The sequence below is a fragment of the Polaribacter sp. genome, from assembly GCF_039939415.1.
GTDB lineage: Bacteria > Bacteroidota > Bacteroidia > Flavobacteriales > Flavobacteriaceae > Polaribacter.
This window is the reverse complement of record NZ_JBDVJE010000055.1, coordinates 1-16,409: the sequence shown is the minus strand read 5'-3', so window position 1 is coordinate 16,409 and position 16,409 is coordinate 1. Positions and strand designations below refer to the sequence as shown.

Genomic DNA, 16,409 nt, shown 5'->3' with positions numbered 1-16,409 from the left:
AGTTTTGTGTTGTTTTCTTAAAAAAGAAAAATTCTTTAGTAAAATTAAAATTCATAAATTTGTAAACTATTAGTTATTAATTTAATTAATATATTTTGAAACTAAGGGATGGGGTTAGTGTACTTTGAGCGGTATAAACTTCGTCCCTTTTTATTTTATTCTAGAACTATTTTTTCATCATATACCTTATAATTTAGGTCAATATTTCTTTTAATAGGCTCTAGAATTTCTTCTAAGTTCATGTTCTTACTTAAAACACCATTAAATCTTATGTCTTCAAGTTTTTTATTCTCTATAACTATATCTACATCATACCATCTAGATAAAGCTTTCATAATTTCCTTTAGAGGCTTATTTTTAAAAGAAAAAATTCCTTTTAACCAAGCTGTTTCATTATAAACATTAACGTTTTTAATCTTTATATCTCCTTTTGCATCATTTATAATAGATTGTTCATTTACTTTTAGCACCTCTATAAATGTTTCATTATTTATAGCCACTTTACCTTCAACCAAAGTAGTATAAACACTAGCATCATCTTTGTAAGCTTTTATATTAAATTCAGTACCTAACACTTCTACTTCTTGTAGACTAGAAACAACTTTAAATTTTGCCCCATTATGGTTTTTACTTGGAGAAACATCAAAATAAGCTTCTCCATACACAAGTTCTACTTGACGAGCCAATCCTTTTTTAAAGGCTACAGGATATTTTAATTTTGACTCTGAGTTTAACCATACTTTAGTTCCATCTGCCAAGGTTATTTCAAACTTACCCCCTCTTGGTACTGTAAGATAATTATATGCGATACGATTATTATCTTTTTTATTATATACAATTTGCTCTCCATTACTAGTGATCGTTCCTGTACTATAATTTTTCCCTTTTTCTAAAGAAACACTAGAACCATCATCAAAAGTTAAAATTGCTTTATCTTCACCTGGATTTACAGTTTTTATAAAAGTGTTTAAAACTTCTGTTGGTTTTTGATTTTGCACAAAATAATATGATAATGAAAACATAAAAACAACTACAGCCGCTGCTGCTACATATTTAAACCCAATTGGCAAAATACGTCGTTTTGGCTTCTCCTGTTTCCCTATTACACCCCATAACTTTTCATAAGCTGCGTCAACATCTGATCTATTTAACAATGAATTAACATCATAATAATCTTTTATATACTCTTTAAATATTTGTTGATTTTCTTTTTCTTTTAACAATCCCTTAAGTTCACTTAACTCTTCTGATGATATTGTATTTGTTATGTACTTTATATATATTTCTTTCAAGACTTCTAACTCTTTTTTTTAATTTTATATTACTATTACGTTAATTTTTAATTTTACCCTTAGCCTAATTTTACTTTTTTTTTGGCATATTTGTGTTTTAAATAAAAAAAAATATTTTGGAAGTTTTTCATAACGACTCTATACTAATTAAAAACATCAAAAAGAGTGATAAAAAATCATTTAAGCTTTTATTTGATCGATATTACAAAAAACTTGTAGATTACACAACAAGCTATACAAATGACACACAAGAAGCTGAAGATATCGTACAACAGACTTTTATAATACTTTGGACCAAAAGACAAAAATTAAGTACTGAAAAATCTATTAAAAGTTACTTATACAGAATAACTCACAATACTTATATAGACACATACAGAAAACAAAAAAGGGAAGATATCTTTTTTAATGAACTTAAAGAACAAGCTTTAACAGAAAGAATTACAGAAGACCCTGAAATTCTAGAAAAACGTATTATTAAATTAAAAGATGTAATAGAAAGACTACCAGAAAAGTGTAGAGAAATCTTACATATGAATAAATTTGAAGGTCTTAAATACAAAGAAATTTCTGAGCAACTAGATATTTCGATAAAAACTGTAGAATCTCATATGTATGTAGCTTATAAAAAAATACGTGAGGCATTTAGAGATGATGAGTTATTTTTAATTTTCATTTATAAATTTGTTCATAAATAGTAACAGATAATACCAAATTCATTTTTTTAAACCCTAATTTTAACTTAACCCCCTCACAATCAATCTATAAATTAAATTCCTTACAATTTCAAAGACAATGCAATTTCATAAATATTCTAAGTAGTTGAACCACGTTTTTTGTAATTAAACAATTGCATGAAACACAATCTAGAAAATTATCTCTTATACATTTACAAACATTATTTCTACATCAGACAACCTACACTTTCTTTCACAATGTTTCTTCATATTTGGATTTATCCTGTTGTTTTTGGTAATTAAATGCTCTATTCTTTACTAAAATCATCTTAAAGACAAAGTATTTTGATAATCTTACATCAATAACCCTAGGAAAGGATTTATTCTAAAACTTTTAATAAGAACTTTAAGACAACCATTTCTTCTCTATTTTACTAATAAAAAACTTTTCTTAGACCGAACTCATGTTAAAGAAGCACAAGTTTTTTTACTTTTACCACCTCAAACAATTACACAAAACAAAACAAAACAAGGGATTTGATTATATTTTAATAACAAATTAAAAGAAACATAGGGTTTATTTAAAAGAATTTCAAAAAAAAATAAACTTTAACTAAGGGTAAAATTAAAAATCAACGTATTAGCACTATAAATTCAAAAATAATAAAAAATGAAAAATTTTTACTTTTATGCCATGCTGTTCGTTTCAGGTATAGCAATTTCACAAGAAACCTCTCACGAAATTACACTTCTAAAAGACATTGCTCCTGCTGTAACAGACTCTGTTGGCACACCTACAAGAGCTGTCAGCGCTAGACCTCAGTATTCTTATGCATATAATGGCAAAATTTATTTTGCTGCTGATGATGGTAGTAGTAATGACAAGGAATTATGGGTATCTGACGGAACAACAGATGGCACTATGATGCTAAAAGACATTAATCCTTCATCATCTTCCACACCTAATCTTTTTTTTGAATTAAATAATACATTATATTTTAAAGCAAAAGATGGAATAGGGAGTAATGGTTACAGCATTTACACTACTGATGGTACTGAAGCTGGTACTGTATCTTTGAATAATGATTTTAATTTTGCAGAACCAGCTGTAATTAATAATAAAGCATATATAAGACCTTATACTACCGATGAAAATGGTAATACACCTATTCAAGTATTTGATGGTACAAACTTTGGACTAATAGCTGATACCGGTATTGGTAGAATAAACGTTGGCGCAATTAATCTCTCACTTGATGGTAATTCTATTTTAATAAATATGCAATATCAGCAACTAGGCTCTTCGGTAGGTATTCAACTATACAGCTATAACATTAATAATCAGAGCTTCACACTCGTTAAAGATTTTGCAGCTCCTGATGCAACAGGTGACGCTTTAAATGCTTATTTAAATGATATGACAAAAATAGGAGATGTTGCTTATTTTACCATGTACGCTGAGGATGGGAAGAATCAATTATGGGTTACAGATGGTACTACAGATGGTACAGTTATAGTAGATACTGCAGCTAGTATATATAGCGTTCAAAACTTTTACGCTTGGGAAGGTAAATTGTTTTTTGAAGGTGATGATGGAAGTAATGACCAACTTTGGCTATATGATGCTACAACAAATACTGTTAAAAATATTAGTGGTGTCTCTGCAGATAATCCTAGTGGACTGTCTGCTAATCACGATCCTACTGATTTTGCTGCACCTGGAGATGGATACTTATATTACGCTGGTAAATCTAAAATTAGTACAAAACGCTCATTATTTAGAACAGACGGAAATACTACAGAAGCAATCTTAGCTAACGAAATTAACAATGTTGAAGATATTGCTGTTCTTAATCACAAACTATATTTTTCAGCAAATTATGCTTCAGATGTTAACTTTATTGGAAGAGAATTATTTACTTATACAAATAATGAATTAAAAACATTAAACACTACTACTTTTGAATTAGAAAATTCACTTTCAATATACCCAAACCCTTCAACTAATTTATTAAATGTTCAATCTACTTTAGAAGGAGAAATTAACTATAGTATATACTCTATATTAGGTAAACAAGTACTTAATGGAACTATTAAAAATAATGTAATTAATCATAATTTAGCATCAGGATTATATTTATTAAAATTAGATAACGGTTCTAACGTAATCACTAAAAAGATTATAGTTAAAAACTAATAATTAGTTTAATTAAATGAACACACTTATAAGAAGTCGTCTAAAAGTTACTTTTAGACGACTTTTTTTGTATTATTTTATTAATTGTTGATTTTACTGAATTTTAGAATAATTAGGCTTCAAAAAAGAAAAAAAAGAAAATTTATGTTACTAAATATCCTTTTTTTAATTATGAAAGCCATTGCAATTAATTCTATCTCCACATTTACTTTATCAATTCCTCTAAGCATAAAACCACAATTCTTTTAATTATTTTTTACATACTCTATTAGTCTTTATACTTTTAGAGGAATATAGATTTTGTTAATACTTATAAACCAAAACCTTGAGTAATATCTTTGGGTAATAATTTGAAGTTGCTTCTACTTTATAAATTGATTTAAAATACAAACTACATGATTCTTTGAAGCTAAGTCATCATAACTGGATGGTAATAAACTTAAATAATCTTAAGTATTGGTATTAAAACTACTTTGTTGCTCATTTTTAAATTGAATCATTAATTCTAAAATTTGCAAAAAAAAAGACTGTCTTTTCAGACAGCCTCATTCTTTTACTATTGTAATTTATATATGTACAAAGTTTAGTAAAAGATAATTTAAGGTTAATATAGCGCCTGAATAACTTTTTGTAATCACAGCATTATTTTATTCGTTTGTAGATACATTTATAAAAATGCTATAAAAGACCTCAAAATCAATGGTTTGATATAAATCGTATTCTGCTTTTTTAAAGATAATCTCATTTCTAATTACTTGATTTGGAATGGTAGCACATGCTGTTACAGCTTAGGGCCATATTCTAAGAAATCTGCTCTGCTTAGAGCATTTATTTTTATTATAAAATCGATTAATTATTTCCTTGTAAGCATCAGAAAAATAAAAGTCTACTTCATTATTTAAGTATGAACCTTCTCTCACTTAAAAATTCTGTAGAAGGTCTGTAGCTTCTTTTTCTTACCCATTGGCGATGATACCCACCTAAATATCGTTCTAACCCATTTAGGTAATAATTAAGATTTCGTTTTTCCAAAGCTTTAAAAGCTACAGAAACTCATTAAATTGTATCTAATTTAAACGCTAAACCATGCTTTATCTCTTGAAAATTACGTTTAAAATCTGCCTTTTCTACTTTATAAGCATCCATGCTCTTTCCTTAAAAGCAACTGCTTCTCTCTTTTTAATATCAGATAACTTGTGGATTCAGATCCTTTACCTACCACCTTCTGGTACAGTTTGAGAGTATAAATGCCAGTTTTCCTCAATAGAAGAAGTCATTATCAAATTATATTCTGTTTCTGAAATTTTCTCTACTGATGTAGACCATTGTACAGGGTCGTGAATCTGTGAGTATGCTATAGAATAGAAAGATAAAGCAAGTAATAAAATTATTTTTTTCATTTGTTTTTATTGTTTGTTATATTAAAAAAGGGCTATCCATTTATAGCCCTTTTTCTTACATCCTTTTACCTTTATAAAATCCAATTAATTCAAAAAATTCAGACTATAACAAAAACATAATAGTGGGCTGTAAGACTATTTAAAAAATTATTTATAAACCTTGATCATCAAATAAACTTATTAATTCACTTTTAGAAGGTCGAGGAGCATTTGAAGATACAATGTTTCCTTTTGGATCAATTAAAATAAAACGAGGTATACTATTAATTTCATAAGCCGCAATAAAATCACTTTTCCAATCCTTATCTGCTAGTAATTGAACACCACTCAACTCTTTATCGGTTACCATCTTTCTCCAAGCATCAAACTTATTTTCTGTATCAATAGAAATACTTACAAATTCTATATTTTTACCATGATATTTTTTTTCAACTTTTTTAAGAGAAGGTACTTCTGCTAAACAAGGAGCACACCAAGTTGCCCAAACATCTATATATACATATTTTCCTTTAAAATCACTTAAAGAAGTAGACCCACTTTTATGATTCACATAATCTGTAAAAATTGGAGAAGGTGCTCCTCTCGAAATTTCCTTTAGTGCCTTGTACTTTTTTGTGATTTTTTTGTTATTTATTGTTGAAGTAGAAACAGAGAGAAAGGTATTATAATAGACCTCCATATTGTCTGTATAGTTTATATCATACTCTACTACCGATCCTAATAAATCATTCTTTATATAATCATTAGAGATTGCCCCAAATACTTTCAGTTTTGCTAGGTATTTATCAATATTTTCTTTTTTTGATAATTCATTAGCTTTATTTTCAAAGTGTTCAGCTACTATATCATCATAAGACCCCTTAATTTTATAAGCATCTTCATTAAGATAATCTATACCTTCTAATTGCTTAAGAAAGTTCTTTGAAACTTGAAAATTAGGTTGTTTAGTATATCTTATGTGTCTTTTCTCATATTGAATTAAACTTAAAATATTAGAATAATACAACTCTTTAAGTTCCATTTCGACAAATTCTTTAGGTACATCCGGAAAACTGTCTAAATAACTAACATAACTTTCATTAAGCATTTTCTGTTTAGCAACAAAATCTGCCTCGTTTAATGAAATAAATTCAACATAATCTCCTCTTTTTCTGATTATATGGCTTGTTTTAGATAATAAATAGTTGGAAGCACCAGGGTTAGTCCCAGTTAATTTTGCTGTGTTTCTAAATTTTTTTGAAACAGCAGTCAAATCATACTCTCCTCCATTCGTAAAATAAAGCTCCGCACTGTTTCTACCATCGGTAAAAAGGTAACGTCCTGTACCACTGATTATGGTATCAGACATAAAAGAACCATTATCTGCTAGTTTAATATTAATTCTCTTTACGCCGCCACCTCTTTTAACAAGTCTAAATTCTTTTTTTGTTGCATCTGAAATAATTCCAGAAAACAAAATATAATTATTAGTCTCTGACTTACAGGAAACTAATAATAATAATAATAATAATAGGTTTTTATACATGACTTTTTTTTTAAATAATTAATAGTTAGCTAACTACAAAAGTTTTTAATTTATAAAAAAACTTAGTTAAAGAACTATCTAGGTATTAAAACAGGGAAAATTAATTCCCTGTTTATTTCATTTATAATAGCTATAAAATTTTATTCAAGTCGAATACCATCCAAACAAAACATAGGTGAATACACCATCCTTCCATCTGTATGAATATAATCTGAAGACATTTTAAACAATACTTTATCTACATCTCCTAAAGAAGTTAAATCTACTTTTTGCCAATCGTTTAAGATATAATCATGTTCTGGGTTTAGAATATCTACCTCTTCATTTACGCATAAATACCAATCAACAGTACCTGTAGAACTCCCATTTAAAAATCCTTCAATGGTTAATTTCACATAACCTGCATATACATTATCTTCAGCATTATCCTTAGCTGTTTCTGCTTCATCTGTAGTACCGCCTGCATTTATAACAGCATCATATGCTGCTAATCCAGCTGCATCTCTTTCTAAATTTTGAAAACCATTTAGCCTAACAGCATCAAAACCACCAGGTGCTGGTAATCTAAACCTACCTTCTAAATCTGAATCAGGGTTTTCAATATTAGGATTAGATGTCTTTCCTCCATCTATTAAATAAGATTCAGTTACACTATCATAATCATCAGAGTAAATAGCCCCATACTGAGCTAAAAGATAATTATAAGAAGTATTTGCAATAAGTACATGCGCTATTGTACTTGGAGAAGATAAAGTAAAAAAGGCATTATCTCCTTCAGTATTTCCAACCAAATAATTTTGAGTCTTATTTGGTTCAGTAGTATAAACACTAAAAGCTGTAGTATTTATAGACGCTTGTTCTTCGGCAGCAGTAAGCCCTCCTATTGGAGCAAAATCTGGACTTAAATCCCAAGGGTATGAACGAAAATTCTTATTAGATAGTGCAAACCCGCTAAAATTATTACCTGTTCCCACAACATTTACTGTAATAATACCTGAATCATTATCACCAGCAGTAAACGGAGCCGTTGGAATTTGATAAGTAAATCTATCCAAACTTAATTCATTGAAAGTAATATCATTTGGATAAGGTATTTGAAGTTCTAAACTATCTTTACAAGAATTAAGTAGAACTAAACCAAAAATGGCTACAGAAATTCTTATATGTTTTTGTATATTTTTTATCATCATAATATAAATTATTAGTCTAATTGATCGTTTTGGTGGATTAAATTATTCAGTTCCATTTCAATTGAAGGGATATTGTAACACAAACGAAATATTTCTAACGCCCCTTCTCCTCTTAAATTCTCAATCCAACGAGCCCCTGAAGAATCTTTAAATCGTGTTGATGCAAAATATTCACTTCCATTTTCTACAAAGGTTTCGAAAAAATATTCTTTAAAAATATCTTCCATTAATTCTTCTTTAGTTGTAGGATTTAAACTAGGAATTACTGGGTTTGTTCTCACGGCTCTCATCGTGTTAATAGGCGCAACTGCTTCAGCTATTGAGGCTCCAGTTCTTGCTAATAATTCTGCTTTTAAAATATATAATTCGGGATATCTAAAGAAATATGTGTTGTATTTATGAGGTGTAGAAGTTGTATTTGTATCTTCTCCCCAATCTCCTAATCTTGTAACTTTAGTAAAGGTAAAAACCTCTCTATTAGACTTAGGCCAACAATAACCAGTTACAACATCCCAACGAGGATCAGTTGAAAACCATTCGAACCCACGTTTTAACTTTGCATCACGATCATTTGTTAGCGCAACTCTATTTGAATCATAAAATGGAAGAGAAAACCTGTACCAACTGCTAGTATACCTATCTCTACCCGATTCTTCTATATAGCCTGAAAATAAATTTTCTGGAGAATCCCAAGAATCTTCATATACTTGTGCCATATCTCCTTGCATAGAAAAACCTGGTATACTTGCATTTAACACTTCATTTACCAAACTAAGTGCTTCGTCAAGCCCAGTAGTTTCTGTATTAAAACCAGCTCTAAACAATAGCAATTTTGCTTTTAAAACCTTGGCGAATTCTTTAGACATATATCTACTTCCTGAAAAACTTGGAGCATTAGCAATAGCATAATCAAGATCTTCAAAAATTTTCTGATAACTTTCACCTACATTTAGCCTAGCTTGATGAACGTTTTCTAAAGTAACTGTTTCCTCACGGTACATTACTCCATCCGGATCATTATCATCACTAGCCCACCAATGTGAAAATTGTTGTAAAACAAAGATATGCCCCCAGGCTCTTAACAACCTAGACTCACCAAGTAAAACTTTTTTTTCTTCTTCACTTATTTGGGCATCACTAAGATTCGAAATACCATTTATCGCAAAATTTGCAGCATTTATTGTTTCATAATATTTCTGCCATTTATATTGTTGAGTACTATTACTACCAGATTGAGACCATGTCATAGCATACTCAGCAAGTGACCAATCTACAAAACCTGATCTGGATGCCATAGCTACCATCATCCCTCCATCATATTCTGAGCCTTGAAGCGTACTATAGATTCCATTAACGGCCGCTTTAGCATTTACACTATTCGTAATTCCGTTTTCGCTATTTAATTTAAAACTTGGTTCTACATCTACAATTTCAGAACAAGAAATTATTAAAAAGGTTAGCAGAATTAATGGTATATATATATTATTTTTCATAATTATCATATTTTATTAAAGTTTAACTTTTATTCCAAGACTATATACTTGTGCAGAAGGATAAGTACCATAATCAATACCTCCTTGAGAAAGAACTACAGTATTTGCATCACCTTGAAACCCACCACTAGGGTTAAATCCTGGATATTTAGTAATAGTAAATAAGTTAGTAGCTTGAAACGTAAGATCTACTCCATTTACTATTGAATTATTGAATATATCATTAGGTAATTTATAAGATACGTTCAATGCACTTAAACGTACATATGATGCATTGTATAAATACAAATCGGAAATTTTGTAATTATTAGAAAGCCCGTATTGTCCCATTCTAGGATAGCTTGCCTCATATGGACTTAAAAGAGTAGCACTTTGTCCTGCTACTAAATTACTTTGATTGTAGTTTCCAACATAATCTACATCTTGCCTTGGTAAATCCCATAATCTTTTGTGTCCATAAGCATATGAAAAAACAGAATTAAGTTTAAATCCTTTGTATGTATATGTTAAGCCAAAACCTCCATATCCTTTAGGAGTAGAAGTTCCTAAATCTACAATATCATCATCATCAATCTTTCCATCTCCAGAATGATCAATAAATATAACATCACCTGCAGTTTCAGTACTACTTCCATAGTGTGTTTGCTGTCCTGAATCAAGTGTATTTCCTGTCATTGCATAAGCATCTTCTGCAGTTACATAAAATCGTCCCGCTGTTTGGAATCCTTCCCAAGTTCCAATAACATCACCTTTTTCAAGATATTGAGAACCAGCTGCTACACCAATAGTTTCGTTTACACCATTAATAGTTAATATTTCTCCTTTATTTTTAGCCCAATTTAAATTAAAGGTCAATCTGTGATTTTCATTACGAATAATGTCATAGTTAAGGTTAAATTCAACACCTGTATTTAATGTTGAGGCAACATTTGCTTGCACCTGAGAATCACCAGAACTATAAGCTACACGTTCTCGAAATATTAGATCTTTACTTTCTCTTTCGTACATCCCTATCGAACCAAATATTCGGTCATCTAATAAACCAAAGTCTAGACCTAAATCGAACATTACACTTTCTTCCCATTTTAAATTTTCATTTCCAAGACCGTCAGGTAAGATTGCTGGAGATTCATTATAAGTTGTAGCATCTACTAAGGTTAGCCAATCAAAATTACCATTGGCAGGAGTACCTGCTAAACCATATGAAGCTCTAACCTTTAAAAAAGAAATATATTTTTTAATCTTTTCAGATTTCATAAAATCTTCACCTGTTATTATCCAAGCTGCTGATCCAGAAGGAAAAATTCCAAAACGATTTCCTGGTCCAAAACGAGATGAACCATCTTTTCTAATAGTTCCTGAAAGAATATAACGATCGTCATATTTATATTGCAGACGAGCAAATTGTGACACTAATCCACTTTCTGTACTATCTTCATCTACCTCAGGAATTCCTGCTTCAGATCCAAAATTATTAAGAATATCATCATCTGGAAAATTTTCAGCAAACATTGAAAAACTTCGTCTTATACGAGTCTCTGCACTATAACCTAATAAGGCTTGTACATCATGTTTATCACCAAAAACCTTTGAGTATGATAAGGTATTATCCCAAACATTTGCAGAGCTTTTTGAGTTAAACCAACTTCTTTCTCCAACATCTTTATAAAGACTACCCAACCTGTAATATCTCAAAGTTTCTGAGTCTGAATAAGTATTTGAAAAAGCAGTTTTAAATCTTAGACCTTCTATTATTTGATACTCTAAGGAACCAGTTACATTAAAAGTAAATGATTTAGAATTATTAGTATTATTAAGAGTCGTATAAGGGTTTTCGGTGTATTGATCCTCTGTGTAAAAACTACCATCCTCATTAAAAGCCTGGATATCTGGACGAATCTTTCTAAAAGCACTAATCAATGCATCCTTATTGTCTGCATTTCGTGTACCTCCACTTGCTCTCAAATCAAATTTTAATTTATCTGTAATTCTTGTATCAAAGTTAAATCTACCGCTATAATTCTCAGTTTTTCCTCCTTTAATTACCCCTATTTGATCTATATATTTAAAAGACACAAAATAAGTACTTTTTTCAGACCCCCCACGAACAGAAAAGTTATGATCTACACTAATAGGAGATTGTGAGAATAATTTTAGCCAGTTATTATCACCATCAAAATATGCATCTGGATTCATCTTTAAATCAGATTTATCCCATTCACTTGTATTTAAAGCCTCAAACGCCTCTTCATCTAACCATTCTCCAGTACTCGACCCAAACCCTCCGTCAGACCAAACATCTTCCTTTAAAGCTGCCTGTGTAAAATTAATATAATCATCTCTTTCAAAAAACTCATAGCCGTTAAAGTCAAGTTTACTAACTGCTACACGAGAAGAAATTTCAAATCTAGGCTTCGAATTAAGCTTACCTTTTTTGGTAGTTACAAGTACTACACCAGCTGCCGCTCTAGAACCATAAATTGCAGTTGCAGATGCATCTTTCAAAATATCAATGCTCTGAACATCATCTATATTCAAATTAAAAAGTGTATCAGCAATATCATTTGAAGTTATTCCAACTGCTTGTGGCACTCCATCAATAACCCATAAAGGTTGATTATTTCCAAGTAATGAAGCTGCTCCTCTAATAACTATATTTACTTGTGAAGTTGGTGATGCTGAATTTATCTGAACATTTACCCCTGGCGCTCTACCTTCTAATAGGCTAGATATGCTTGCCCCCATTGGTGCAGTTTCAATGTCTTTTGCAGTTACTCTAGAAATTACTCCTGTTGCATCTTTCACAGTAGAAGTACCATATCCAATAACTATAACTTCATCTAATCCAGCTAGACTAGGAATCATTTTTACATTAACAACCTTTTTAGTTCCAACTACTATTTCTTCTTCTACATAACCAAGATAGCTAAAAATTAATGTGGCATTTTTCTTACTTAATTTAAGGCTATAATTACCATCAAAATCCGTAAAAGTCCCACGATTTGTTCCTTTAACAGAAACACTTACATCAGGAATAGGTTCACCTGTTTCATCTAAAACCCTCCCCACAACAAGCTGCTGTAAAGTTTTAGAGTTTTTATTCTCAGAAACTCTTTTTTTTACAGAAATTGTTTTGTCGGATGATAATTCAAAAACAAAGTCACCCTTTAAAAGTATTTTTCTAAAAAGTTTTTCAGATTTTATTACTCCTTTTTTTAATGAAATTTTTGGGCAATTTTTAAACAAGTCTGACTTATAAATAAAAGTGTAATCAGTTTGCTTTTTAATAATTTTAAAAACTTCATCTACCGTAACTAATTGATCGGAATCAATTTTAATTTTTGAATTTTGCGAGAAAATATTCTTTGGTGAAAAACTAAAGAGTGTTGTACAAAAAAGTAAAATAAAAATTTTCATAATTGCAGTTAATAACCCTTTTCGAAACAAAAAGAGCACATTTGTAAAGTTATTTTTCATAAATTTGAATTTGGTTAATATTTAAAAATTAATCTACTTACTGGGAATAAAACTGGCCGGCCGTGAGAAGTTGTGTTGTTTTATTCCCTTTTTTTTATTTCCTTTTTTTTATTATTAAATTTCTATTGTTAAAACTGTATTCTATATCTATTGCTGTTTTAACTTCTTCTATTACATTTATTAATGATTTTTTCTTACTTAACATTCCATTAAATTTTATTTTTTGAATTTCTGCATCCGGAATAGTGATATCAACATTGTACCAACGAGATAATACAACCATAATTTCATCTAATGGTTTATTGGTAAAACTAAACATACCATCTCTCCATGCAATTACATCATCTACATCTACTTCAGATACTTCAAACTTATTATTAGTTGTAGATATTTTAGATTGTTGTCCAGGCTTTATAATTCTTCCATTAATCGCATTAGCAACAACAATACTTCCCTCTATTAAGGTAGTTTGAGTTTCTAATTCATCTTTATATGCTTTGATATTAAACTCAGTACCTAAAACTGTCACATTTTGCATTTCAGTATTTACTATAAAAGAAGAACCTTTATGATTTGTACTTGGAGAAACATCAAAATAAGCTTCACCATAAACTAGTTCTACTTTACGCGTTTGATTGTCGTAAAAATTTACTGGATATTTTAGCTTTGATTCTGAATTTAACCAAACTTTAGTACCATCTTCAAGTTCTATAAAAAACTGACCTCCTCTAGGAACTGTTAAATAATTGTATGCAACCTCTTTACTAAAAGTATTAGTTTCTGATGTATAAGTAATTTTTTCTCCATTAGAATTTATTATCTTACTCTTATAATTTTTACCTTTTTCTAAAGCTACAGTTGTTCCGTCTTCTAATGTTAAAATTGCTTTATCTGTACCTACAACTATAGGTTCTTCAATTTTAACAGCAGGTGTTTTTATAGTAAAATAACCAACTGTTATTAAAATAATAATTGCGGCTGCATACTTAAATAAATTATGAGTATATATTTTTTTAGGGCTTAATTGTATTTTGCGTGTTATCTCCTTTAAAGACTTTTTGTAATTAAAATTAATTTTTGAGTTTAACAGATAGTGTAGCTCAACATATTCTTCAAAATAAATTCTATTCTCTTCTATCTTTAAAAGGTCCCTTAACTCAACTTGCTCTTCTAAAGTTGCTTTGCATTCAACAAACCTTATTATTAATTCTTCAATGTTTTTGCTATTCATATTCATTTTATATAATGGTATGTAGTAATAACAATAAAAAACCCTCTATAATAATTGAATTTTTTATTATTATTGCAATTCATCTTTAATTGCACTACTATTTTTAAACAAAATACAAATAATATCCAAACAAAACTTAGAGAAGGTAATGTGTTGTTTTTTCAAGAATTATATACTTTGTATTATAAAAAACTATGTACTTATTCTTTAAATTATACAGATGACATAAATCTTGCTCAAGATATTGTGCAAGATACATTTATGTACATTTGGGATAACAGAAAAAAGATTATTATTACTACCTCTATAAATGGTTTTCTATATAAAATTGTTTATAATAAAATTATGGATCATTATAGAGGAAAGAAAAAAACTGACAAACTTCTCTTGACCTATTATGATGCAGCAATTAAAAAAGCTGTAGAAACTAACAACGACTATCAAGAACAAAAATTAAAAAAATTAGAAGAATGCATTCAGTTACTTCCTAAAAGATGTAAACTTATATTTTTAAAAAAGAAAAAATCTAGATTAAAAAATAAAGATATCGCAAACGATTTAAACATCTCTATAAAAACCGTAGAAGGACATATTGCAAGAGGTTACAAATTTTTAAAAGCATGTATCAGTTCTCAGATGAATTCTACATGCTAACCTACATTTTTAAATAAAAATCTTTTGTAAGATTAATATATTCTTTAGTATACAGGTGACGTTGAATCTCTATTGTTAAATTTTCTTCTTTTATTTCCTTTTCTTCAAAAGAAAACTGTAGTAAACTTCTTTTAATTTCTGATGTTTTATTTCCTTTAACTCTACAAACTCTATTTAAAAACAAATTAGTTTCTTTCGCAAAAGCGATAAAATTAGTTTCTTCTTTAAAAGGAATTACAACAGCGAAGATTCCGTTTTCTGATAAAATTTTTGAAACTCCTATAATTAATTCTTGAAAAGAAAGCGAAGACGTAAAACGTGCCTTGTTGCGAGCTTCGTCTTCAGTTTCAAATTCATCTGTATAAAATGGAGGATTAGAAACAATCAAATCATAGGTTTCTTCTTCTTCAGTAATTTCATCAGAAAATTCTTGAAAAGTTGCATTGTAACAGTACAAACGATCTCCCCAATCTGATTCTTCAAAATTAGCAACAGTTTGTTCATAAGCACTCTCATCAACTTCAACAGCATCAATTGTCATTGCATCAGAACGTTGTGCTATCATTAAAGAAATTACTCCTGTACCCGCACCAATATCTAAAATAGTATCAGGGTAATTATCAACAGAACACCAAGCACCTAATAAAACGCCATCTGTACCAACTTTCATGGCAGTTTTATCTTGATGAATTGTAAATTCTTTAAATCGAAATGGTTTACTCATATTAATTAATAATAACTTTTTTTGCCGTTTGTATTCTAAAAATAATATTTACAAAGGTTGCTAATAAAAAGAAAACTAAAAAATATAAAACCCAATGATTAATTGGTAAATTTTCGAATAATAAAAAATAAATCAATAAAAATATGAGTCCAACAAAAATGTTTATTGATAAAAACAAATTACCAATTACACCAGATGCATAATCTGTAATTTTATTTTTATTTGCTAACTTAAAACGTTTAAAAAATAGTAAATAAAAGTTAGACAAAGGTTTTTGATTTTTTTTACTTGCTATTAAATACAAACCAAATTCAATTAGTAAACCTATACTTTGTTGTAATAAAGCAATAGCAATAATTATACTCCAAGTTAACACACTTATTTCGTCTAATTGATACAAATTTTCTGTATTTAACGTGAGTTCGACGTAAGATATTTAAAAAATAAGCAATAAAAAGCAGAATATTTTGTAAATTAAAGTACTGAATTTCAATTTACTAATAAATATTCTGCTTATGATTTCTGATGATAAAATTATAGAAATTTTCT

12 protein-coding genes are annotated in these 16,409 nt (G+C 29.1%); 3 read left to right on the top strand and 9 right to left on the bottom strand.

Going from position 1 to position 16,409, the window contains the following annotated elements; all coding sequences use genetic code 11:
* Nucleotides 1-155 precede the first annotated feature (155 nt).
* Nucleotides 156-1,292 carry a FecR family protein gene (locus tag ABJG40_RS09185; RefSeq protein WP_348024294.1) on the bottom strand — a complete coding sequence of 379 codons (1,137 nt, stop codon included), beginning with the start codon at nucleotides 1,290-1,292 and terminating at the stop codon, nucleotides 156-158.
* Nucleotides 1,293-1,408: 116 nt separating this feature from the next.
* Between ABJG40_RS09185 and ABJG40_RS09180 the strand changes: the two genes are divergently transcribed.
* Both ABJG40_RS09180 and ABJG40_RS09175 read left to right on the top strand, forming a co-directional pair.
* A complete protein-coding gene (locus tag ABJG40_RS09180; RefSeq protein WP_348024293.1) occupies nucleotides 1,409-1,990 on the top strand; it encodes an RNA polymerase sigma-70 factor in 582 nt (193 codons plus the stop codon).
* 649 nt (nucleotides 1,991-2,639) lie between these two features.
* Nucleotides 2,640-4,166 (top strand): T9SS type A sorting domain-containing protein, encoded by a 1,527-nt coding sequence (locus ABJG40_RS09175; RefSeq protein WP_348024292.1) that lies wholly within the window; start codon nucleotides 2,640-2,642, stop codon nucleotides 4,164-4,166.
* Between the two features lie 1,211 nt (nucleotides 4,167-5,377).
* Here ABJG40_RS09175 and ABJG40_RS09170 read toward each other — a convergent pair.
* From ABJG40_RS09170 to ABJG40_RS09145, 6 genes are all read right to left on the bottom strand, one after another.
* The gene (locus tag ABJG40_RS09170; protein ID WP_348024291.1) at nucleotides 5,378-5,566 is read right to left on the bottom strand and encodes a hypothetical protein; all 189 of its coding nucleotides are present in this window, start codon (nucleotides 5,564-5,566) and stop codon (nucleotides 5,378-5,380) included.
* 151 nt (nucleotides 5,567-5,717) lie between these two features.
* On the bottom strand, nucleotides 5,718-7,091 hold the full coding sequence (locus tag ABJG40_RS09165) for a TlpA disulfide reductase family protein (RefSeq protein WP_348024290.1): 1,374 nt from the start codon (nucleotides 7,089-7,091) through the stop codon (nucleotides 5,718-5,720).
* A gap of 140 nt (nucleotides 7,092-7,231) precedes the next feature.
* Nucleotides 7,232-8,281: a DUF4465 domain-containing protein gene (locus ABJG40_RS09160; protein WP_348024289.1), complete on the bottom strand. Its 1,050-nt coding sequence runs from the start codon at nucleotides 8,279-8,281 to the stop codon at nucleotides 7,232-7,234.
* 11 nt (nucleotides 8,282-8,292) lie between these two features.
* Nucleotides 8,293-9,774, bottom strand: coding sequence for a RagB/SusD family nutrient uptake outer membrane protein (locus tag ABJG40_RS09155; RefSeq protein WP_348024288.1), 1,482 nt, complete (start codon nucleotides 9,772-9,774; stop codon nucleotides 8,293-8,295).
* A 15-nt stretch (nucleotides 9,775-9,789) separates the two neighbouring features.
* A complete protein-coding gene (locus ABJG40_RS09150) occupies nucleotides 9,790-13,191 on the bottom strand; it encodes a SusC/RagA family TonB-linked outer membrane protein (RefSeq protein WP_348024287.1) in 3,402 nt (1,133 codons plus the stop codon).
* A 154-nt stretch (nucleotides 13,192-13,345) separates the two neighbouring features.
* Nucleotides 13,346-14,482 carry a FecR domain-containing protein gene (locus tag ABJG40_RS09145; protein WP_348024286.1) on the bottom strand — a complete coding sequence of 379 codons (1,137 nt, stop codon included), beginning with the start codon at nucleotides 14,480-14,482 and terminating at the stop codon, nucleotides 13,346-13,348.
* 54 nt (nucleotides 14,483-14,536) lie between these two features.
* Between ABJG40_RS09145 and ABJG40_RS09140 the strand changes: the two genes are divergently transcribed.
* Nucleotides 14,537-15,136, top strand: coding sequence for an RNA polymerase sigma-70 factor (locus tag ABJG40_RS09140; protein ID WP_348024285.1), 600 nt, complete (start codon nucleotides 14,537-14,539; stop codon nucleotides 15,134-15,136).
* A 1-nt stretch (nucleotide 15,137) separates the two neighbouring features.
* Here the strand turns inward: ABJG40_RS09140 and ABJG40_RS09135 are convergent, their stop codons facing one another.
* Both ABJG40_RS09135 and ABJG40_RS09130 read right to left on the bottom strand, forming a co-directional pair.
* Nucleotides 15,138-15,860 (bottom strand): methyltransferase, encoded by a 723-nt coding sequence (locus ABJG40_RS09135; RefSeq protein WP_348024284.1) that lies wholly within the window; start codon nucleotides 15,858-15,860, stop codon nucleotides 15,138-15,140.
* 1 nt (nucleotide 15,861) lies between these two features.
* Nucleotides 15,862-16,260, bottom strand: coding sequence for a hypothetical protein (locus tag ABJG40_RS09130; RefSeq protein WP_348024283.1), 399 nt, complete (start codon nucleotides 16,258-16,260; stop codon nucleotides 15,862-15,864).
* Nucleotides 16,261-16,409 lie beyond the last annotated feature (149 nt).

Excerpts from the sequence above, each read along its gene's own strand:
- ABJG40_RS09155 (WP_348024288.1), bottom strand. The coding sequence starts at position 9,774 with ATGAAAAATAATATATATATACCATTAATTCTGCTAACCTTTTTAATA.
- ABJG40_RS09175 (WP_348024292.1), top strand. The coding sequence starts at position 2,640 with ATGAAAAATTTTTACTTTTATGCCATGCTGTTCGTTTCAGGTATAGCA.
- ABJG40_RS09160 (WP_348024289.1), bottom strand. The coding sequence starts at position 8,281 with ATGATGATAAAAAATATACAAAAACATATAAGAATTTCTGTAGCCATT.
- ABJG40_RS09145 (WP_348024286.1), bottom strand. The coding sequence starts at position 14,482 with ATGAATAGCAAAAACATTGAAGAATTAATAATAAGGTTTGTTGAATGC.
- ABJG40_RS09150 (WP_348024287.1), bottom strand. The coding sequence starts at position 13,191 with ATGAAAATTTTTATTTTACTTTTTTGTACAACACTCTTTAGTTTTTCA.
- ABJG40_RS09170 (WP_348024291.1), bottom strand. The coding sequence starts at position 5,566 with ATGAAAAAAATAATTTTATTACTTGCTTTATCTTTCTATTCTATAGCA.
- ABJG40_RS09135 (WP_348024284.1), bottom strand. The coding sequence starts at position 15,860 with ATGAGTAAACCATTTCGATTTAAAGAATTTACAATTCATCAAGATAAA.
- ABJG40_RS09165 (WP_348024290.1), bottom strand. The coding sequence starts at position 7,091 with ATGTATAAAAACCTATTATTATTATTATTATTATTAGTTTCCTGTAAG.